This window comes from Marinomonas posidonica IVIA-Po-181 (assembly GCF_000214215.1).
GTDB classification, from domain to species: Bacteria; Pseudomonadota; Gammaproteobacteria; order Pseudomonadales; family Marinomonadaceae; genus Marinomonas; species Marinomonas posidonica.
This window is the reverse complement of sequence record NC_015559.1, coordinates 1,598,000-1,620,794: the sequence shown is the minus strand read 5'-3', so window position 1 is coordinate 1,620,794 and position 22,795 is coordinate 1,598,000. Positions and strand designations below refer to the sequence as shown.

The window sequence follows — 22,795 nt, the reverse complement described above, 5'->3', positions numbered from 1 at the left end:
CATATTGTTTAGAATAACAGTGCAGATTAAAACGCCATGCTAACAGACGCTGAGAAAACATTAGCAGAAGACTCATAGTCTGCGTTTAAAGTTCCTCGAGCACCATCTTCCGTTAGGGAACCATCACGATTTACCGTCACATCCTCAATCATCACGTGCGTGAAGGCAAAGCTTGCTGAAGTCATATCGTTAAAGTCGTATGTCGCACCAACTGAAATCCACTTACGATCGCCATCTGGTGTACGTGCAGAACGATATTCATCAGTGACAGGGGAATTGTCCATTGCCACACCAGTTCGTAGGGTTAACTTATCAGAATAAACATAGTTTACACCCGCAGAATACATCCACTGATCTTCAAATCCAAAGGTAAGTACTGAATTAGATTGGGTACTATCAAAATCAATGTTGATACCATCCATTGCCCCCCAGCCAGTACGAATAGCAGAAAGGCCTAGAGTCACTTTGTCATTCAAATCATGTTCTACACTTAAAGTTAACACTGATGGGAAAGTAATAGAATCGGTAACATCTGCGTCTACCAGACCTGCAGCTGTTAGGGTCGAAGAAACATCTGTGTACTTGACATCGCCTTCGAAATCAAAGTCCACTTCACTTCGATAACCGGCACCCAAACGAGTTCCTTTCACTGGTTCGAACAACACACCTAGACTAAAACCATAACCAGTGGCGTCCGCCTCAATTCTACCAATACCTTCTCCTCCCGCAAGAGCTGTTGAGGTTCCCACCGCAGACTCAAGCACTACCTCAGCCTGATGTAGCTGCACACTTGCGCCAACAGAGAGTTTTTCAGAAACTCGGTGCGCTAAAGCAAAACTCAGAGCGATATCTTGAATACCAGTTTCAGTGGCATGAAAACGACCTGCCCAATCTTGACCATAGTCACCAGATAAGCCAAAAGGAACATTCAAAGAAATACCGGCTACGGTTTTATCCGAAATAGGCTTAGCAAAATAGAGTGAAGGCACTAGCGTATCATCGACTGAGTCCTGAGTAACGCCATCAGAAGATATATCTTGGTTCGCCAATGCTCCTGAACTAGCAGCAGATGCAGCATCTTCAGCTGAATTAAGAGTCACATCCATACTCGGCATAATATAAGCACCAGAGGCCATGAAGGTCGTAGTATCAGCGTTTGTGAACAATGCTGGGTTCCAGAAGCTAAAAGAAATATCACTAGTAGAAGCGGCAGCACCAGCAAGTGCGGCACCGGAAGCAGTAGCACTGTGGTCATTCAAAGCAAAACCAGCCGAAAAGGCACTAGACGCTGCAGCAACAGACACAGCAACAACACTTACTTTAAACAAACCTTTAGATGAGGTAGTCATAATAATCTCCATTATTATTTTTATTGGAATTTACGATTTATCACTTTATACGTTTCTATTATAGAGTCCCGTCATCTGATATTACCAGTATGTATTTCATGCGCAATACTATATGCAAAAATAACTGAGAAAGGTTACATTGGGACAGATTGAAAACAAATCATAAAAGATGGAATTAGAGTAAAAGTATAGACGATATTAAAGAAGGTTAAGAAGACAAAATACCGCAGTCATAATAAACAGCATTAAGCTGAAGAATATGAGATCAAGCCAAATCCACGCCCCTTATTTTCTTAAGGGTATTTGAGGCAATTGCATTAGCCTCAACTTGATTTAGCATTTCCTACTCAAAGACTGTATTTAAACTTGCCATCTATACATTTTAGCGACAATGGAAGCAATGTGATGACCAGATCGTTCAGTAAAACAAGATCTGACCATCCCTTTTTCAACCTTCTGACCTTTCAATAGCCTAACATAGGGTTAATCTGATTATTAAGAGCTTCTCCGGTAGAAAGCTTAATGGCATTTCTGACAAGTTGATGAATAATTTCAGGTTTAGACGCATCAGAAGCAATATGTGGTGTGATAAAAATGTCTTTTGTTGTCCATAATGGATCACTAGAAGGCAAGGGTTCGACACTAAAGACATCTAATAATGCCCCACGTAAATGCTGGCTATTGACGGCCTCGATTAGGTCATTTTCGACTAAGTGAGCGCCTCTACCACAATTAATTAAATACGCCCCTTCTGGTAATTGACTAAGCAAATCCGCGTTTAAAATTCCCTTGGTCTGCCCATTGAGCGGCAACATATTGACCAAAATATCCGACTGATTAAGCAATTTTTGTAAACCATCAATACCGTTATAACAGCGGACACCCGCCAGAGACTTTTCTGTTCGAGCCCAGCCAGAGACGCAATAACCGAACTCAGCCAATTGGCTTGCCGCATAACCGCCTAATTCCCCCAAGCCTAAGACACCAATGCGCATGTCAGCTCTTTTACGCATCGGATATCTTTGCCAGTGTTGCGATGCTTGCTCCATAGCCGCTTTATCGAAATTGCGCTGTACCCTCAAAACCCCACATAAAATATATTCAAACATCCCCACCTTTTGTCCATCATCAACTACCCGACAAATAGGCACACCAGAAGACAAAAGATCCGTACCAATATGGTCCACACCGGCCGCCACAGAATGAATCAATTGAATATTAGGGTAGTGTTTCAAGAGCGCCGGGTCCGGTGCCCAACACGCCGCTAATTGAGCCCTTTCTGCGCCTTCATCACCAGGTAAAAATGCTTCAACCTGAGGATAAAGCTCACGGCATAGATTCATTAAAGTCGTCGAATACGTTGGGGAATTGGTGGCAAACAAAATAGCAGGGCTCATTCACGTCTCTCCTTTAAGTTAGGTCTTTGCATTTAAGTGTTTCAGTCAGAACCACTGAACAAATAGCGATATTATCCAATACGATAACCTTCGAACGGAGACTTTAAAAGGCATCTAAGCCGATAAAAACCTTTAAAAACAACAAACCAAACAATATTCCGCCGACAAGGAAAATTCGTTACATTTGCCTTGTTCTACCTATCTGACTCAACAGAATACGCCGTCTTTTTGAGACTACTATAGAAGTCACCTTTTAATGACCTATGGCGAACTCATCATGCAAGACGACACACTAGTATCCTTAGATAAACAATATCTTATCCACCCTGTCACTCATTATCGTACTCATGAAAAACGCGGAGCCACCATTCTTAAATCAGGTAAAGGCGCCTATTTAACAGACAGTACAGGGAAAGAACTGCTCGATGCCTTTTCGGGGCTCTGGTGCGTCAACGTAGGCTATGGTCAAGAAAGTATTATAGAGGCTGCTAAAGAACAGATGAGTTCACTGCCTTATGCCACGGGCTATTTCCATTTTAGCTCTGAACCCGCCATCCAATTAGCGGCAAAACTAGTCGACATTACCCCCACATCTTTGCAACATGTGTATTTCACCCTCGGCGGTTCTGATGCCGTCGATTCTGCTATCCGCTTTATTGTTAATTACTTCAATGCCATAGGAAAACCCAACAAAAAACATTTCATCAGCATAGAACGTGGCTACCATGGTTCGTCATCTCAAAGTGCTGGTCTAACGGCGCTACCTGTCTTCCACCGCCACTTTGATCTCCCTTTACCCAATCAGCATCGCATTCCATGTCCGTACGCTTATCGCAGTGAACACGATACAAGCCCAGACAATATCATTGCCGAGTCCGTGATGGCCTTAAAAAACAAGGTGGAAGAGCTTGGTATCGACAAGGTGGCCGCCTTTTTCTGTGAACCTGTAATCGGTTCTGGCGGCGTGATTGTTCCTCCAAAAGGTTGGTTAAAAGCCATGCAGGATTGCTGTAATGAACTGGGAATACTGTTCGTTGTGGATGAAGTCATCACAGGCTTTGGTCGTACAGGCCCCATGTTTGCCAGCTTAGCGGAAGACGTTACGCCTGACTTGATGACGATGGCAAAAGGCCTCACCTCAGGTTATGCACCGATGGGCGCGGTGATGATGAGTGACGCTGTATACCAAGGCATTGCCGATGGCTGTGCGCCCGATGTACCAGTCGGTCATGGCTATACTTATTCTGCTCACCCTGTCAGCGCTGCCATAGCACTGGAAGTCATTCGACTCTATGAGGAAGGCGGTTTATTAGCCAACGGTCAAGCCGTAACGTGTCATTTTGAGGCCGGTTTAGCGTCTATGCTTGACCACCCATTGGTCGGCGAAGTCCGTAACCGTGGTTTACTGGGCGCAATCGAATTGGTCGCCAACAAAGACAGCAAAGCACGCTTTGATTCAGCCCTTAAATTGTCTGAACGCATCTCTACCGCAGCCTATAAACACGGGCTAATTTTCCGAGCCTTTACCGACAACATTCTTGGCTTTGCACCAGCACTATGCTATACAAAAGAGGATTTTGATCTCTTATTTGAGCGTTTAAAGCGTACGCTTGACGAAGTACTCGAACAACCAGAGGTTCGCCTTGCTTTGAATGATTCAATCCCGACCTAAATTTAGCTTCTTTTGTCATAATCAAACATTGCGGCGTATCAATAGATGACGCCTCGCAATGTTTGCTGTTAGTATCAGAAGCACCTAACTGATTAAAATAAAAGGAGGTTTTGATGAACGGCGCGCCGAAACTAGATCGACTTGATATTCGTATTATAAGCCATCTACAGCGCAACGGACGTATTTCCAATGTTAACCTAGCCGATGCCGTTGGCCTATCTCCAAGCCCTTGTTTAACTAGGGTTAAGCGTCTTGAAAAAGCTGGCTATATCATAGATTACGGTGCTCATATTCAATTAGAGAAGCTTGGTACTATCCAGCGCGTTTTCACACAAATCACACTCAAAGATCACAGACCCGATCATTTCGCTCAATTCGAAGCTTACATTCGTAAAGTCGATGAAGTTCAAGAATGCCACCTTGTTAGTGGTGGATTCGACTACCAGCTGATTTTTTTGACGCGTAATGTGGTGCATTATCAAGAAGTGATGGAAAACTTATTGGATCAAAATATTTTCATCGATAAATATTTTAGCTACATCGTCATTAAATCTCCCATTGTCAAAAAATATTACCCAATTGATAACCTCTTCGCCCCAGAAAATTAATCTCTAAAATCCTCATCACGCGACAGATTAACTTGTCTCACCTTCCATTGCCTCAACAGCATAAGCTTCTGAATCTGGCAGGAAAAACACACAATCCTGCGATTTCATCCCGCCATAACAAACGCAATCATTAGTCTGCTGTCGCTAAAATAGTGATCACTATAACCATGACTGTATTTTAAAGGCAGCAACTCAATGACTTTGACTCTGAATCGCCCTGAGCTTATTCGAAACGGTAATTTTATTAATGGTCAATGGCAAAACGGCCTACAGAACGAACAATACCCCATTAGCAATCCCGCCACAGACTTGCTCTTTGCTCAAGCGACAAACAGTACCGCCGATGATGCAAAACTCGCCGCCGATGCGGCCTATTCAGCCTTTGAAAATTGGCGACATCAACCGGCTAAAACACGCTCACAATGCCTGCTTCGTTGGCATCAATTAATCCTCGACAACACTGAAGATTTAGCCCGTATTCTGTCTTTTGAACAAGGTAAACCGCTTATCGAAGCACGTGGCGAAGTGACTTATGGTGCATCTTATATTGATTGGTTTGCGAGCGAAGCATTACGAACTTATGGCGACATCATTCCTAACGTGGTTCAAGGAAAGAAACTCATGGTCGTTAAAGAGCCTGTTGGTGTAGTTGCCGCCATTACACCATGGAATTTCCCATTAGCCATGATTGCTCGCAAAATTGCCCCGGCGCTGGCGGCTGGCTGTACCGTCATAGCCAAACCTGCCGAAGACACACCCCTGACCGCATTGGCCTTGGTCGTCTTGGCAGAAGAAGCCGGACTGCCTGCCGGCGTATTAAACATAGTCACCTCATCACGTGACCGAGTGTCCGATGTGGTGGGCGCTTGGCTGACAGACTCTCGTGTGCGCAAAATCACCTTCACAGGCTCCACCGCCGTTGGCAAAATTCTGGCTCGAGAATCGGCCGCGACCCTCAAGCATCTTTCCTTAGAGCTAGGTGGCAATGCGCCTTTTATCGTCTTTGAAGACGCCGATTTAGACGCGGCAGTCGAAGGCTTGGTGGTGGCTAAATTTCGTAATGGTGGACAAACTTGCGTCTGCCCCAATCGCATCTTTGTTCATGATCGCGTCTATGATGCTTTTGCTGAAAAATTGGTAGCACGCGTATCCTCTTTAAAGGTTGGGCCCTGGGATCAGGAAGACAGCCAAATCGGCCCGATGATTAATGATCGAGCGATAGACAAAATACAGCGTCATGTACAAGACGCCCTTCAACATGGCGCCACCTTACTAACGGGAGGTACACGCATTCAAAATGCGATGGCAACTGGCCCAAATTATTTTGCGCCCACTGTGCTCACCAATGCGAACCAGAATATGCAACTTGCCCACGATGAAACCTTTGGACCAATCGCACCTTTATTCCGTTTTAATACAGAAGAAGAAGTCATTAATGCGGCGAATGACACCCCTTTCGGTTTGGCGGGTTATTTCTATTCAAATGACATCAAACGAGTTTGGCGCGTATCAGACAAGATGCAAACCGGTATCGTTGGTATCAACGAAGGTGCCATCGCGTCAGAGACCGCCCCCTTTGGTGGCGTAAAAGAATCCGGTTATGGCCGAGAAGGCTCCCGCTATGGTTTAGATGATTACATGGACACTAAATACCTTTGCCAAGGGAACTTGGATTAATATTGGAGACGATTTCAATGATGAAAAAAGACACAAACACACACAATGAATCTCTGCCCGATTATCCAATCGAGATAGCATTCCCAGACATTACGCCTTACAAAACAGGCAATGGGGAGATTCCTTATTTGTATCATTTCGACAGCGGTGTGGCGGGTCCTCATGTCATGATTAATGCGCTGACTCATGGTAACGAAGTATGTGGCGCGATCGTGGTTAAAGAACTCATCGACTTAGCCATTCAGCCGCGCCAAGGTAAGCTCACCCTCGCTTTTGCAAATGTTGCCGCTTATCTAACCTTTGACTCTCAACATCCTGATGCATCGCGATTCGTTGACCAAGACCTTAACCGCGTTTGGACAAAAGAGATACTCGACGACCTCAGTCAAGATTCCACAGAGTTACAACGTGCTCGTCAATTACGCCCCATCATCGACGAAGTAGACGTTCTGTTAGATTTACATTCCATGCATGAAAAATGCCCTCCACTTTGCGTATGCGGTCCACAGGATAAAGGGTTAGAGCTTGCTCTAGAGCAACAATCCCCGGCTTGGATTATTCGCGATGAAGGCCACCCTGAAGGTTGTCGTATGCGTGATTATGCTGACTTTGGTGACCCCAATAGCACAAAAAATGCCTTGTTAGTCGAGTGCGGACAACATTGGGAAAGCTCCGCCGTGACAGTCGCACGTGATGTGACCGCACGTTTTTTGATGTTACATGGCCTTATCCAATACAAGGACTTACCCAGTGATTGGTTTCAACCCATAGAGTCAAAAATGAACATAGTCCAAGTCACCGAACCGGTTGTCGCCACCAGCATGGATTTTCACTTTACCGACCATTATCAAGGTCTCGAAGTTTTTCAGAAAGCCAACAGTGTTATCGCATATCAAGATGGACAACAGGTCACAACGCCTTATGAAAATTGCGTGTTAGTCATGCCCTCCGTTCGTCAACTACGACCAGGCGTCACCGTCGTTCGCCTAGGCGAGTTGCAGAGTGCGTAGTCATCAAACATATTGAACAAATCAGCACATGACATAATTTGAACACTGAAAACACAGTGATCATAGGTTAGGAGAACAAGATGCCCGCTCCACTAATAAGTATTTCATCAACACCAGAGTTGCCAGAACACGCCGATGTTGTTGTCATTGGCGGTGGTATCGTCGGTGTATGTGCAGCGTATTTTATCGCTCGCCAAGGCATGAACGTCGCCCTAATCGAAAAAGGTCGAATTGGTGCCGAACAATCCAGCCGAAACTGGGGCTGGTGTCGTCAGCAAAATCGTGACGCCCGAGAGCTTCCACTCGCTACCAAAAGTCTTGATCTTTGGGAAGAAATTACAGCCGATCTTGGTGAGGATTTGGGCTTTCGACGTTGTGGTCTTCTCTATTTATCCGATAACCAAGCCGAATTAGACGGCTGGGATAAATGGCGTGACTTTGCCGAAGGCGAAGGGGTGACTACTCATATGCTCACCCCTAGCGAAGCCGCCGAACGCGGTGGAGCCACCAATAAACCATGGTTAGGCGGCGTATTTTCCCCTTCTGATGGCATTGCTGACCCTTCTATAGCCGCACCGCTTATTGCCAAAGGCGTGATGAAACATGGCGGCAGTATCCATCAATTTTGCGCAGCGCGAGGCCTAGAAACTCAAGCAGGTAAAGTCTCTGGTGTCATCACAGAGAAAGGCGTCATAAAAACCTCCCAAGTCATTATGGCAGGGGGCGCTTGGGCATCCTCTTTTTGCCATCAACTTGGTATTCGTTTCCCACAATCCGCTGTAAGGTCCTCCATTCTTTCCCTTATGCCGGGTGCCAAAGGAATTCCTAATGCCCTTCATACTTCAGGTATATCAGTAACACGGCGTAGCAATGGCGGCTATACATTAGCCATTTCTGGAACGGCTAATGTGGATATTACGCCACAGCAACTACGCTTTGCGGTGGACTTTTTACCCATGTTTGCGAAACGTTGGAAAGTGCTGTCTCCAGGTGACTTACAAGCTTGGCTAGCAGGCCATGAAACCCGCAAAAAATGGGCATTAGATCAACCGACTCCCATGGAAAAAAATCGTATCTTAGATCCTAGACCTTCCAAAAAATTAATAGATGAAACCCTAAAACGTGCTCGTCTATTGTTGCCAGAACTTGGGGACATTCCCGTCCAGAATGCTTGGGCCAGTTACATTGATAGCACACCTGATGGCGTCCCTGTTATTGATCATGCCACGAATATGCCCGGATTTATGATTGCCGCTGGCTTTTCAGGTCACGGTTTTGGCATCGGGCCAGGGGCGGGGAAATTGATCGCGGAAATGATTGCAGGAAAAGAAACCTTTGTTGAACACAAGCAGTATCAGCTGTCTCGATTACAAAAAAGTGTCTGGGGTAAAGTGTCTGATTTTTAACTCCCATCATAAGACCCGCGACAATTAGATAAACAAGTAAACAGAATAAAAAGTCCTCCCGTAATGCTTCTATCCAGTTACGAGAGGACTTTATATCTCAGCAAATAAACACTTAAAATACGAGTTAATGAGAGCAGTAGGATACGATCTAATTGGCCAGATTAAAACGTTCACGATATTGACTAGGCGTAATACCACACAAGCGCTTAAAATGTTTCGCCAAGTGACTTTGGTCGAAAAAACCCACCGCGCCAGCAATTTCCGTCGGCCGCCCACCTTGCTTAATCAAGGATTGTGCATTGTAAATGCGCACTCGACAGACGTATTGATAAGGAGAGATTCCGACTTGTTGACGAAACTGTTTAGCCAGACTAAATCGGGTCAATCCGACCAAAGCCGCTAAAGAGTCGAGGTTGATGGATTCTCTGTAATGCTGATCAATATAGTTTTTTGCCAAAGTAATCGCTTGTGGTTCCGATCCATTCAAGTGCCACAACCCTGATTCGCTTAGCTCATTGACAGGCAAACCGCCTAAATCATCCATGGACACCTCTTCTCTATTTGTTAACACCGCCATATTTACAACATTCTTGATAATAAATATTTTTACGCCCTTTCGGCCGTTACACAGACTTTGCCACTATTTAGGGAATACACATCACTCATATCTTCAATGAATGTATGATGACAAAGTATCTCATTGCCCTTGTTAAGCTTTTTCCGAAAAGGAATAATACGATTACACTTGCCTTCCTCACGCACCGAACAACGGTCCAAAAACGGACACAATTCAACACTTGGTTTCGCCGCACTGATCGCAGGTAAAAGTTCATGATTCGCATTAGTCGATTCTAACCAACCCTGCTGCATCTCCGGCACAGAATCAATTAACAATTGCGTATAGGGATGAAAAGGTGGACGCTGAAAGGACTCCCCTGAGCCTTGTTCCACCTTGAAGCCAGAGTAAAGAACAATTATCTCGTCACAAATCGCTTGGACCATGCTGATATCATGACTGATGAAAAGGTAAGAAACGTTAAGCTTCTTACGTAAATCGGCCATTAATTCCAGGATGGCCGCCCCAACGACTGTGTCTAAAGCCGATGTCACTTCATCACACAGGATAATGTCAGGCTCTGCGGCTAAGGCTCTGGCTAAATTTATTCTCTGTTTTTGACCGCCGGATAATTCCGTTGGGCGACGTTTGGCAATGCTTTCGGGTAAATGCACTAAGGCAAGCAACTCGATGACTCGATCATGCAGCTTTTGTCCTTTCATGCCATGATAAAAACGCAACGGGCGCGCAAGAATCTCTTCTACCCTATGTAATGGATTCAAGGCGGTATCGGCATTTTGAAAAACATACTGAATACGTCGTAATTGCTCTCGCGTACGATCAGAGGCAGACGCTTCCAGAGACAAACCATCCAGGTAAATATTTCCTATGCTGGGTTCAACCAAACCAACAATGCTTCTTGCTAACGTGGTTTTGCCGGAACCAGATTCACCAATGACACCGACGGTGGCTCCTCGACCAATTTTTAAGTCTATATCTTGAAGGACTTTTTTATGACCAAAACACACTTCTAATTGGCGCACTTCTAACAATGGCGAAGGAGTGCCCAACGGCATTGAATTCTGCTCAACCATCTCTTCACGAGCCACTGGTTTCATCGCGGACAATAAGCTTTTGGTATAGTCGTGTTGTGGTGCCTCCAAAATCCCTTTCGTAACATTATTCTCTTGAATTTCACCATTTTTAAGCACGACGATACGATCTGCCATTTGAGCAACAACCGCCAAGTCATGAGACACATACACAGCGGTGGTATTTCGTTCACGCACGACTTTTTTAAACGCTCTTAATACCTCTATTTGTGTCGTCACATCCAAAGCGGTTGTCGGTTCATCCAGTACCACCAGCGCAGGGTCTGTAATCAATGCCATGGCCGCCATTAAACGCTGTAGTTGACCACCCGACACTTGATGTGGATAACGCTCACCTATACTCTCAGGATTAGGCAATGCCAACTCACGAAACAAGCCTATGGCTTTTTCTTGAGCCTCTTTACGACTGCAGGTTTTATGAATCATGGCACTTTCTATTACCTGATCCATGATGGTTTTTGATGGATTAAACGCAGCCGCCGCACTTTGCGCGATATAAGACACGGTACGACCACGGACTTTCGCTAGCTGAGCTGGGGATAGCGTCAAGACATCCACACCATCAATGTGCACAGAACCCTCTACAATATGACAACCACTGCGAGCATAGCCCATTAAAGATAAAGCAATCGTAGTTTTGCCAGAACCAGATTCACCAATTAATGCTAATACTTCGCCTTTGTTGAGACTAAAGTTTGCACCATGAACAATCGGAATATCCACTCCTCCAGATCGTACAGCAACACGCAAACCACTTACCTTTACCAGTTCTGTCATCTTTTGTTCTCCTTAATGGGGTGCGGACTAATTGCCGATACTGTCGATCAGTAAGTTGACGCCAATAGTCAAAGACGCGATGGCAATAGCAGGCGCAATAACCGCTGGGGCACCCGCCCCTAAACCAGAGATGTTTTCGCGAACCAAAGAGCCCCAATCCGCATCAGGTGGCTGAATACCTAACCCTAAAAAACTCATGGAGCTTAACAACAGCACAATAAACACAAAACGCAAACCAAAATCGGTTATGACTGGACGAAACATATTAGGCAAGACTTCTTTAAAGATTATATAAGGCATGGATTCACCTCGAAGCCGCGCTACCTGAACATAATCTAATGTCATCACATTGACGGCCAACGCACGGGCAATACGAAAACTACCTGGCATATAAGCGATTGCCGCCATTATGATCAACAAAGGCACAGAAGAACCAAACGACGCCACCATAATCAAAGCAAACATTTTACTGGGAATTGAAATCAAGGCGTCTTGGGCTCGACTAATCACCGCATCCACCCAACCAGCCGACGCCGCCGCGACCAAGCCAGAAACAACACCGGCCGTACAAGCGGCCACGGTAGCCGCTAACGCAACACCAATGGTGTAAGGCGTGCCATTTAGCACTCGACTAAAGATGTCTCGGCCAAGGTAATCTGTTCCCATAAAGTGCTTCATACTCATTGGACCAAAGACGTCATAACTCACAAAATCATTAGCACCATAGGGTGCAACCATCGGCCCAATAATCGCCATGACGCCCCAAAACAGAATTAAAACCCCACCAATGCCCCCCCCTATAGAATGAAAATGAAAATGGGAGAAAAAAGATACATTATGACCGGAGGCAACCGGTGTAACAGAAGTCGTATTCTTACTCATGTTCGTAACCTCGGATTCGATGCAATCTCACAAATATCCGCTATCAACACTAAAATGAGATAACCAAAACAAAACAGCATGGCACAGCCTTGTACTAAGGGCATATCCCTTGTACTGACGGCATTAAGCATTAAGGTCGCTATACCAGGGTAATTAAAAATCGACTCAACGATAATCACACCGCCCAATAAATAAGACAGACTCAAAGCAATGGCGTTGGCAATTGGGCCAAGCGCATTAGGAAACACATGGCGTAGTACAATTCGAATTGGGCTAGCGCCTTTTAATAAAGCCATTTCCACATAAGGCGAACTTAACTGATCGATGACGGCTGCCCGAGTCATTCGTGCCATTTGAGCAACCAAAACACTGCACAATGTCAGTACAGGCATCGCAAAGACTGTCAGCATCTCCCCAAAAGTATGTGCACTCTCAATATGCGATAAAGCCGAAAACCACCCAAGTTTTACAGCAAAGATTAATACCGCAATGGTAGCGATGAGAAATTCAGGCACAGATACCGCAAATACCGCCAGCATATTACTGTAACGGTCAAACCAAGAACCACGATACATGGCCGAGAAAATACCAATCGACAAGGCAACTGGCACTGACACAATGGTCGCAAAGGCGGCCAAAATTAATGTGTTGGGCAAACGACTCCAGATTAGCTCCATAATCGACATGCCGTTGACCATAGAATAACCCGCATCGCCAACAAGTAAGCCACCAAGCCATTGAACATAACGAGTGTAAATGGGTAAATCCAAGCCTAACTGAGTCCTTAACGCCGCCAGAGTTTCTGGGGTGGCTGACTGGCCTAATAGTTCTTGTGCGGCATCACCGGGCAATAAATTGGTGATCATAAAAATCACTAATGAAACAATCCATAAGGTCAACAACCCCAACCCTATGCGATTCATAATAAGCCGTGAAATGGTTTGATTCATGGTTCACCTATCGTGCAGAGCGTTGTGGAAAGCACTTCCACAACGCAAACATTATTAACAAGGAAATGAGCCTTACACTTCCAGCCAAACTTGCTCTGCAAACATGTAACCCATGAAACCACCAAGCGGATGTGCTTTATAACCACCTAACTTACTACTACAGGCATCATTGATGCTGCTAAAGGTAGGAATACCAATACCACAATAATCATGAACAAGCGCCTGCATGTCGACATACATTTGCTTGCGCTTGCCTTCGTTCATTTCACCACGAGCCGCTATAAGCAATTCATCGAACTGCTTATTTTGCCAGCCAGATTCATTCCAATTGGCGTTAGATTGATAAAACAAACTGAAAATCAAATCGGCGGTTGGACGAGGGTTTATATTGGAAAAGCCTAACGAGTCCTTCATCCAGTGATTGGACCAATAACCGTCCGCTGGCACGCGTTTTATGTCCAGTTTAAGACCAATTTGCTGTCCTGATAATTGAACCAATTGCGCCATTTCAACCGAGTTATCGGCGGCAGAAGACGCCACCAATGGAATGCTTTGTCCTAATACGCCTGCTTTTTTGAAATGATATTTGGCTTTTTCTGGGTCGTATTCACGTTGTGGCAATCCGCTCGCGTAGTATCTATGCCCTTTCGGAATCGGTTGGTCGTTGGCAATCGTGCCAAAACCACGACAAGCAATGTTAAGGATTTGTTCACGATTGAGCAGAGATTTCATGCCCAATACAAAATCAGGATTTTGCACTGGACCAAGCTGATCACGCATCACCAAATTCGTATAACCACCAGAATCTGACTGTATGACTCGCGCTAATGGACTGGCGATTAACGAGGTCATTGAGCGCGGGTTTACTGAATTAATCAAATGTACATCGCCAGACAATAACGCATTAACTCGAGCTGGCTCATCGGGAATAGAGAACAGCTCTATTTCATCTAAATATGGAAGGCCTTTTTTCCAATAATCTGGATTACGTGTACCAACAGAGCGAATGCCAGGCTGGAATTCTTTACAGATAAAAGGCCCTGTACCATTGGCTTTGCTGAAGTCCGTTGTACCGTCACGTACGATTAAGAAGTGAGATACCGCTAGAATCGCAGGTAAATCCGCATTTTTAGTGGCCAGACTAATATGAACCTCATGCGTCCCCTTAGCTTTAACATCCACCATCTGCGCCGCTACACTGGCGACTTTAGAGCTTGTTTTAGGGTCTTTATGACGATTTAAACTGTATACCACATCGGCAGAAGTAAAAGGATTTCCATCATGAAAAGTGATGCCTTTGCGCAATTTGATGACCCAATTCTGAGCGTCTTGAGTATCAAAGGATTCCGCCAAGATCATTTTCGGAGCAAGACTTTCATCGAGCATGGTTAAGCCGTTATAGAACATGTATTGACGAGTATAATCGGTTGAACCTGAGCCTTTCGCTGGATCTAACGTATCCGCCGTAGAACCAGATTGACTGGCGACTTTAATCTTGCCACCACGGGTGCCTTTCATGGTATCAGCAAACGCCATAGACGAACCTGGCACTAAAACACCAGACCCTGCGGCAACCAATCCGCTTGTCACCATTCCACGTAACACCTGACGTCGTGAAACACCCTGTGTTACTACATTTGAACTCTTTTGATCCACCAACGAACGCGTTTTTTCATCTTTCATTTTATGGTTCCTTTTGTGAGTTGTTATGTCTTTTGTGTGTCGCTTTTTTTATAAATTCTTATCTTATTTATAATAATTTTTTATTTATTGCCCCTAAGAGGCGGAAACCTTGTTTTATGTTGTTTCTAGTGAATTAAGTCCTGAAAGCGGTAATAAGCTCCGACAAAAGGCAGAAACCAAGGCTTTCCGAAATGACCAGGTACGGACGGCCAATCTAGCGCTCGCCACGGGTTCGCCATTTCATTTCCCAACATCACCTGAGCCATCACCTTCCCCATGTGCGTTGACATTTGAACCCCATGCCCACTGTAACCAAGTGAGTAATACATGCCGTTGTGCTGGCCTGCTCTTGGTAGGCGATCCGCAGTCATATCCACGAGACCGCCCCAACAATAATCAATACGAACCTGACCAAGTTCTGGAAATACTTCGGCCATTGCAGCCCGAAGAATATGGCCACTTTTCTCATCAGAGCGAGGGTTCGACATGGCAAAACGGGCACGGCCGCCAAAGAGCAAACGATTATCAGGCGTTAGCCGAAAGTAATTACCAATGTGTTTAGAGGTGACATAACTGCGTTGTTTGACCAAAAGACGTGACAATAATTCTGGGGCCAATGGTTCGGTAACCACGATAAAACTACCGACTGACACTAGGCGTCGACGAAAGTAGCGAAAAGGCCCATTTGCCGAACTACCCGTCGCCAGAAATACTTTATCCGCCGTCACTGTGCCACGACTAGACGTTACTTGATAACGCTCAGTGGATAGGCGATCAATTCCGTCTACAGCCGCCGTCTCATAAAGCTTCGCGCCATATTTCACGGCGGCATCGGCTAAGCCTAAGCCAAACTTACCCATGTGCATCTGAGCACTGGTGGTTTGCAACATGCCGCCATAAAATTGATCTGTCCCCAGTTCGGCACGCACTTGATCGGCGGACATCATAATCACATTAGGGTCAACGTCGTTCACCAATATGTCATGAGCACGAGCTAACTTGTCGAAGTGCGTAGGCTTAGCCGCTAATTTAAGGCGACCATGGCGAGTAAAGTCACAATCAATGGCTTCTTCTTTTACAAAGTCAGCCACCGTATCGACCGCCGCCATATAAGAATGGTAAAACGCACGGGCTTGTTCTGTTCCTATACGCTGTGCTAAGGCAGCATAATCATGAGCCAGTCCCGCATTACATTGACCGCCATTACGACCCGATGCTTCCCCAACAATACGATCAGCCTCAAACAAAACAACCGAAAGACCTTGCTTAGCAAGCTCAATGGCCGCCGAAAGTCCAGTAAAGCCACCCCCCACAATCGCCACATCGTACTGTCCAGATGCAGCGCCTTGCTCACCCTTAGTGAAAGTGGAAACTGTGTCTAGCCAATAGGATTCTAACTTCATGATGACTCCGACTATGAAAGACAGACTAAACGCCCAGCAGATCCGCCAAACCCGCTAAATCCTTAACTTCATGATATTCGTAAAAAGGGGTGGAAGGCTCATGACCGCGGTTAACAAAGACTTTATTTTTAATGCCCATATCATGAGCCGACATCAAGTCATAACGTAAACTAGAAGAAACGTGTAAAACCTCTTCTGGACCACAGCCCAGTTTGTCCAGCATGTATTCAAACCCTTTTAAATTAGGCTTATAAGCCTGAACTTGTTCAGCGGTATAAACAGCATGAAAAGGCGCGCCTAATTTCTCAATGTTATGAGGGATTTGTTCATCCATGGCATTAGTCAAACCTACTAACTTAAATTTTGTCGCTAAACGTGCCAAGGCATCAGGCACATCAGAATGCGGGCCCCAAGTAGGAACAGCATTATAGAAAATCATGCCTTCATCATGACGGTATTCAATCCCCCAGCGCTGGCAAGTACGCTTAACCGCATTGCAGACCACTTGATCATAAGGCTTCCAATCACCTAGTACTTCATCCAAACGATACGCGGCAAAGTCTTTTACGAACTGGTCCATGTCTTCCTCAGCGATTCGATCTTCAAAGACACGGCGCGCGGTAGGTCCCATTTGGAAATAAATTAAAGTGCCATAGCAATCGAACGTAATGTACTTTGGATTCAGGGTAGACATGTTTTCTCTCCATTTAGCGATTCAGTAACCGGTATTTTTAATTCACTCAAAAAGAGTTCGTTGAAACGCCTTAACATTCTTTGAACTAAAAATACTTGATGAATTTATTACATCATTAAAACAAAACCTGTTTTGCCCGATTTCGTTTTCCTGTAACGCATTTTCAGCGGTATTGCCCCTTTGCCTCAGCACAATCTACTGCATAAAAACAGAATGTCGTTAATAGGCAAACTTTTAGGCGCCATAAATCATTAGGCCTCATCAGCCGAAAAATCGATCAGTACACTTTTGGTTTTTTGATTGGCTTCATAAGCAAAGCGACCAAGGTCTTTACCAATGCCAGAGCTTTTAAAACCGCCTGTTGGAATCGCAAAATCCCAGCTACGGCCATAGCGGTTTACCCAGACGGTACCAGCCTCTAACGCCTTCACCATGCGCATTGCACGATTTAAATCGGCCGTATGCAGACCTGCCGATAACCCATAGGATGGGTGAGATGCCAATTGCAATGCATCATCATCGCTATCAAAGGTTTCCACACATAAAACCGGGCCAAAGATCTCATCATGTACGGCTTCCATGCTCATATTTACATTGGTTAAAATGGTCGGTTTATAAAACGTTCTATTCTCTTCATCTAAACGCCCACCTCCAGCAAAGAGCTCACCACCTTGTTGAACAGTACGCTGTACAACACCATCAATGCGATCCAATTCTCGTGACGAAATAATCGGAGACATGGTGACATCACTTTGCCAAGTAGGGCCTGATACCATCTCAGTAAAAATATCGGAGATACGTGACACCAGCTGATCGGCAATGCCCTTTTGCACCAAAAGGCGTGACCCAGCCACGCATACCTGGCCAGCATTCGTGGTAATCGCAGCCGCAATTCGGCGTGCGACTTTATCAATACTTTTAATATCGTCGAATACCAATTGTGGACTCTTACCACCCAGCTCTAGTGTCACGGGTTTCGTACCCGTTTGTGCGCAAGCCGTCATAATCAGAGCGCCGGTTTTGGTCGATCCAGTAAAGGTGACTTTCGAGATACGTGGATGACGACAAATAGCATCACCAACACGGCCATCCCCTTGTACTACATTAAAAATACCCGGCGGGATGCCCGCTTCGATGGCCAACTCAGCTAAACGCACGACACTAAAAGGGGTCATTTCTGAAGGCTTCAAAACCACGGCATTTCCGGCCGCCATGGCTGGGGCTATTTTCCAAGACGCCATGACCAAAGGAAAATTCCAAGGGGCAATCGCACCAACCACACCATAAGGCTCAGTAATTGTCATTCCTAAACTACCGTTAGCCGTTGGAATCACTTCGCCACCACATTTGTCCGCAAATTCAGCAAAGAAACGAATACCCTCTGCACAAAATGGTATATCCCACTGGGTCGCAGCCAAGATAGGGCGAGTCGACCCCATTGCCTCAAGGGGAGCAAGCACATTCACATCCGCTTCAATCAAGTCTGCCCAACGTTTCATCACCTTTGCTCTATCACGAGGAGATTGCGTGGCCCAATTACTTTGCTGAAAAGCCTGCCATGCGTTTTCCACGGCATGATCGACCAAATCAAGGTCAGCAACAGAAATAGAAGCATAAGCCTGACCATCAGATGGACGCCAAACATCCATTTCTTCACCACGGTTGAAAGCTTTACCACCAATAAAGTGGCTATTAGGAATCTGCACATCCACTGGACTAAAAGATGTCATGTATTCATTTCCTCACTCTTAATACGAATTACACAAACGAACCTTGAGCGAATAGAAGTCATCACAAGCATGGCGTTTGCTGTTGGTTCTATTTTAAGCGGGTAGAAGAAGCGTTTTATGCCGTTAAAAAGTAAGACGACGATATAAAGCTACCTTTGTAGCAAGATGATTAAGCCATTGATGCTGAATTCTCATTTGTGTCTATCACCCTGATATCACAAGCCTAAGTGGCAAGAACGTCCTAGTATTTAGTGGCACGCAATGACAAACTAAGCGCTGTATTTACAATCCACTGTATTTATAGAAAGTAGAGGTGGCAAACGTGCCTAGCGAGACATCGAAGCGATTAGAAACATACGAACTCACCATCAGAGAAATGACGCTCGAGGATATCGATAAGCTACATGAGCTTTCAATCACCGTACTCTGGCCACATCGCCCTGAGGATTGGCGCATGTTACTAACATTAGGGAAGGGATTTGTGGGCTGTGATCCAATTGGTCGAATCGTCGCTTCTGGCATGTGGTTTCCGATAGGCAGTGATTTCACCACTATTGGTATGGTGATTACCTCGCCTCGTCTACAAGCTTTAGGGGGTGGACGCTGGATGATGAAGCACGTGATGGCACAATGCGAAGATCGTGACATTGTCTTGAGCTCAACAAAAGCTGGATACCGACTGTATACGTCACTTTCTTTCCAACCCGTCAGCACCATTTTTCAATATCAAGGCATTGCCACGTCGATAGATCCATCTCACCTTGTCGTTAATGAAAGTGTTAGACAACTTGAACCCAAAGATACAGAAAGCATACTGCAACTGGATAAAAGTACCTTTGGTACTGATAGAAGCAACATTATCAAAACCGTCCTAGAAAAATCTCAAGGCTCGGTACTCGTCCGTAATAATAAGATTTTGGGATTTGCATTATGTCGAAAGTTTGGTCGCGGCCATGTTATTGGACCAGTCGTTGCTCAAAACAGTGCTGATGCCATTGCCTTAATCGCCCCTCATGTTAATCAGCATGCTGGACAATTCCTACGCATCGATACAGCAGAACAAGACAAGCTCTTTACGGACTTCCTAAACACATCAGGCATGCAAGAATTTGATACGGTCACCGCCATGACAAATAAACCACTTAAAAAAGCAGAGTCTGAGTTCCATAGTTTTGCTTTAGTTAGCCAAGCACTCGCCTAATTAAATAACAGACGAGTGCTTTCTCATTTAAAGCCACTGCGTCTTTGGTGATGACCTATTCATTATTAGCCTATCACTTACACTATTCTATTGAATAACATCCTCATAGGTTCTTTTAAATCATCACAATATTGTGCCGTTACGGAACAATATTTCGGTAGATTTATACTATCAATGCTGGCTTCTCAGAGCTTACTGCCGAATTTCATTTTCACCTTATTTTACGGCAAGAACATCCTAGTATTTACCTAACTCAAGCTCCAAAATATTCTTCATATTATAAGGAGACAAGCCATCATGACAGTGACTCAAACCCCTCTTTCCATTTCTTACCGCGCGATGACTGAAGCCGACCTGAATACGGCCTACACGCTTTCCCAAGCCGTAAAATGGCCACATCGTATTGATGACTGGAAAATGGTTCATCATCTCGGCTCTGGATTTGTAGCGGAATACCATAATCAACCCATTGGTACCGTCTTGTGTTGGGACCATGGCGAAAAATACTCGTCTCTTGGTATGGTCATTGTCTCTCCAGAAAAACAAGGCAACGGCATTGGGCGCCAGCTAATGAATCAAATATTGGACGAGATCGGTGAACAGAAAAATGTCCTGCTATTCGCAACCCCCTCAGGCCAACCTCTTTATGAAAGCTTTGGCTTCAGGGCTTCTGGCACGGTTTATCAGCACCAAGCCATCGTTGAAAATGCGATTGCGATTGAAACAAATGAGAAAGAAGAACTGCGTCACATTGACCGAGAAGATTATGCAAAAATCGCCAAGTTAGCCGAAACAGCCTGCGGCCTTACTCGAGCAACAACACTCAATGAAATCCTAAAATCGGCTTCTGGCATCGCGATGGAAACACAAGGTGACATCACTGGCTTTGCACTTATACGTCAATTTGGCCGTGGTTATGCGATTGGTCCTGTTATCGCATCCTCACAAGAGCAAGCCAAAGTCATGATCCAATCATTGATCAATGATCATATAAATGAATTTGTCCGTATCGACATACCGCAAAGTAGTGAGCTAAACACTTGGTTAACCGAAATTGGCTTACCTCAGGTGGATACCGTAGTAGAAATGGTACGCGGTGAAATACCACAAAGAGACAGCAAGATACGTCAGTTTGCCTTAATCAGCCAGGCCTTAGGCTAGGAATTTAAATCAACGAGGTGAGTAAAAAATAGGGGCAATTCTCAATAAATCAAGCTGTCGAGGCTTGTCCCTAATGCCGTTATTCTAATTCTATATTCTATTTGATAGACAAGGGCTTCACTTTAAGTATGGCCCAACCAAACATTGAAACCCCATCATTACTTCCTTTTGATTTATTTTATTTGTAAGGACGTTTCTTTAAGAACAGGCGCCGGAATGATTGGCACCTCTCCTTATTATCACCTTTGTAATCAATGAGCTACTGACAGAATCTGACACTAAATAGGTCTATAATTTTTACCTCATTTCTAATAGACAAGGCACAGCTTCATGCCCGAGCTTTTCAAAGATAAGTTTAATCCTCAAGTGATCGAATCGATGGCGGCACATTTTCAAGCGGCTTGGAGTGAATTCGACCAAGTCAGCTTTGTTGATTTCGCCACAAATGACCTCGCCAATTTAGAGCTAAAGGAACGCTCCAAACAAATCACCGAGGCGATGTTTTGCTATTTACCTAACGATTTTACGTTAGCGTCTGACATTCTATTCGCCAGCCTACGTCCCTATAAAACAGAAGATATTTATGGGTTAACGCCAGATAACGACGGCATTGTTGGTTGGGCGATTATGCCAATGGCGGATTATGTGGGCTGGTACGGACAAGGTCACCCTGACTTATCCATGGCCTTATTAAAAGAAATGACGAAACGATTTTCGTCTGAGTTCGGCATACGTCATTTTCTATTATCAGAGAATAAATCAAAGACACTCGCCACGTTGAAAGAGTGGACAACGGACGACAATTACCATGTTCGACGCTTAGTCTCCGAAGGCATTCGCCCTCGCCTTCCTTGGGCAATGCAATTACCCGACTTCATCGCGAATCCAATGCCTGTCATTGAATTACTCGAAACACTAAAAGACGATCCAGAAGAGTATGTGCGTCGTTCTGTTGCCAATAACCTAAATGACATTGCCAAAGATCACCCAGACCTTGCGGCAAACATTGCTCTAAAATGGATGGCCGATGCAGACGAAAATCGCAAAAAACTCATACGCCATGCGTGCCGCACCTTGTTGAAGCAAAGCCATCCGACTGCGTTGCAAGTCTTTGGTTACCTTCCAGTTCAAGTTAAAAAAGCCAAACTCAAAATAGCAACACCAACCGTATACTTAAACGAACATCTAGAATTTGAATTACACCTTGTATCAGACTCGTCTGAGAACCAATCTTTGATGATCGATTATATTATTCATCATCAGAAGAAAAATGGTGTCACTTCACCCAAGGTGTATAAAGGTAAAAAAGTCATTCTTAAAGCAGGAAACACGCTTAATTTTACTAAGCGACATCCATTCAAACAGGTGACAACACGAGTCTATTACCCAGGGCAACACGCCGTTGAGATAATCGTCAACGGTGTCTCCATTGCGAAGTCTGAGTTTCAATTTGCCTTGAACAATACCCCCTAACGACAGGCATCCTCACCTAATCATTCGAGCCTTTTGATAGATGCCCTTTTATAA

General features: G+C 44.9%; 18 protein-coding genes. 8 read left to right on the top strand and 10 right to left on the bottom strand.

The features are described 5' to 3' along the window. Positions 1-26: 26 nt before the first annotated feature. Entirely contained in the window at positions 27-1,349 is a 1,323-nt protein-coding gene (locus MAR181_RS07650) for an OmpP1/FadL family transporter (protein ID WP_013796017.1), read from the bottom strand. 464 nt (positions 1,350-1,813) lie between these two features. Next, a complete protein-coding gene (locus MAR181_RS07645; protein ID WP_013796016.1) occupies positions 1,814-2,746 on the bottom strand; it encodes a 2-hydroxyacid dehydrogenase in 933 nt (310 codons plus the stop codon). A gap of 277 nt (positions 2,747-3,023) precedes the next feature. Between MAR181_RS07645 and MAR181_RS07640 the strand changes: the two genes are divergently transcribed. The 5 genes from MAR181_RS07640 (at position 3,024) to MAR181_RS07620 (ending at position 9,119) form a co-directional block, all read left to right on the top strand. Next, positions 3,024-4,418: an aspartate aminotransferase family protein gene (locus MAR181_RS07640; RefSeq protein WP_041651686.1), complete on the top strand. Its 1,395-nt coding sequence runs from the start codon at positions 3,024-3,026 to the stop codon at positions 4,416-4,418. A 113-nt stretch (positions 4,419-4,531) separates the two neighbouring features. Further along, positions 4,532-5,026 (top strand): Lrp/AsnC family transcriptional regulator, encoded by a 495-nt coding sequence (locus MAR181_RS07635; RefSeq protein ID WP_013796014.1) that lies wholly within the window; start codon positions 4,532-4,534, stop codon positions 5,024-5,026. Positions 5,027-5,221: 195 nt separating this feature from the next. Further along, on the top strand, positions 5,222-6,703 hold the full coding sequence (locus MAR181_RS07630) for an NAD-dependent succinate-semialdehyde dehydrogenase (RefSeq protein ID WP_013796013.1): 1,482 nt from the start codon (positions 5,222-5,224) through the stop codon (positions 6,701-6,703). Between the two features lie 17 nt (positions 6,704-6,720). Continuing rightward, positions 6,721-7,713 (top strand): M14 family metallopeptidase, encoded by a 993-nt coding sequence (locus MAR181_RS07625; protein ID WP_013796012.1) that lies wholly within the window; start codon positions 6,721-6,723, stop codon positions 7,711-7,713. An 80-nt stretch (positions 7,714-7,793) separates the two neighbouring features. After that, positions 7,794-9,119 (top strand): NAD(P)/FAD-dependent oxidoreductase, encoded by a 1,326-nt coding sequence (locus MAR181_RS07620; protein ID WP_013796011.1) that lies wholly within the window; start codon positions 7,794-7,796, stop codon positions 9,117-9,119. A gap of 148 nt (positions 9,120-9,267) precedes the next feature. Here MAR181_RS07620 and MAR181_RS07615 read toward each other — a convergent pair whose 3' ends face one another. The 8 genes from MAR181_RS07615 to MAR181_RS07580 form a co-directional block, all read right to left on the bottom strand. Further along, positions 9,268-9,663, bottom strand: a complete 396-nt coding sequence (locus MAR181_RS07615) for a helix-turn-helix transcriptional regulator (protein ID WP_013796010.1) — start codon at positions 9,661-9,663, stop codon at positions 9,268-9,270. Positions 9,664-9,725: 62 nt separating this feature from the next. Continuing rightward, positions 9,726-11,564: an ABC transporter ATP-binding protein gene (locus MAR181_RS07610; protein ID WP_013796009.1), complete on the bottom strand. Its 1,839-nt coding sequence runs from the start codon at positions 11,562-11,564 to the stop codon at positions 9,726-9,728. Between the two features lie 27 nt (positions 11,565-11,591). Continuing rightward, positions 11,592-12,446 carry an ABC transporter permease gene (locus MAR181_RS07605; RefSeq protein ID WP_013796008.1) on the bottom strand — a complete coding sequence of 285 codons (855 nt, stop codon included), beginning with the start codon at positions 12,444-12,446 and terminating at the stop codon, positions 11,592-11,594. Continuing rightward, on the bottom strand, positions 12,443-13,396 hold the full coding sequence (locus MAR181_RS07600; protein ID WP_013796007.1) for an ABC transporter permease: 954 nt from the start codon (positions 13,394-13,396) through the stop codon (positions 12,443-12,445). Before MAR181_RS07600 ends, MAR181_RS07605 begins: the two co-directional genes overlap by 4 nt. A gap of 72 nt (positions 13,397-13,468) precedes the next feature. Then, positions 13,469-15,079: an ABC transporter substrate-binding protein gene (locus tag MAR181_RS07595; protein ID WP_013796006.1), complete on the bottom strand. Its 1,611-nt coding sequence runs from the start codon at positions 15,077-15,079 to the stop codon at positions 13,469-13,471. A 125-nt stretch (positions 15,080-15,204) separates the two neighbouring features. Continuing rightward, a complete protein-coding gene (locus MAR181_RS07590) occupies positions 15,205-16,482 on the bottom strand; it encodes an NAD(P)/FAD-dependent oxidoreductase (RefSeq protein WP_013796005.1) in 1,278 nt (425 codons plus the stop codon). 25 nt (positions 16,483-16,507) lie between these two features. Continuing rightward, positions 16,508-17,176 (bottom strand): haloacid dehalogenase type II, encoded by a 669-nt coding sequence (locus MAR181_RS07585; RefSeq protein ID WP_013796004.1) that lies wholly within the window; start codon positions 17,174-17,176, stop codon positions 16,508-16,510. A 251-nt stretch (positions 17,177-17,427) separates the two neighbouring features. Next, the gene (locus MAR181_RS07580; RefSeq protein ID WP_013796003.1) at positions 17,428-18,906 is read right to left on the bottom strand and encodes an aldehyde dehydrogenase family protein; all 1,479 of its coding nucleotides are present in this window, start codon (positions 18,904-18,906) and stop codon (positions 17,428-17,430) included. 454 nt (positions 18,907-19,360) lie between these two features. Between MAR181_RS07580 and MAR181_RS07575 the strand changes: the two genes are divergently transcribed. The 3 genes from MAR181_RS07575 to MAR181_RS07565 all read left to right on the top strand — a co-directional run bounded on the left by MAR181_RS07575 (position 19,361) and on the right by MAR181_RS07565 (position 22,741). Next, entirely contained in the window at positions 19,361-20,107 is a 747-nt protein-coding gene (locus MAR181_RS07575; protein ID WP_245546225.1) for a GNAT family N-acetyltransferase, read from the top strand. A 297-nt stretch (positions 20,108-20,404) separates the two neighbouring features. After that, positions 20,405-21,268 carry a GNAT family N-acetyltransferase gene (locus MAR181_RS07570; RefSeq protein WP_013796001.1) on the top strand — a complete coding sequence of 288 codons (864 nt, stop codon included), beginning with the start codon at positions 20,405-20,407 and terminating at the stop codon, positions 21,266-21,268. Positions 21,269-21,598: 330 nt separating this feature from the next. Beyond that, on the top strand, positions 21,599-22,741 hold the full coding sequence (locus MAR181_RS07565) for a DNA alkylation repair protein (protein ID WP_013796000.1): 1,143 nt from the start codon (positions 21,599-21,601) through the stop codon (positions 22,739-22,741). Positions 22,742-22,795: the final 54 nt, after the last annotated feature.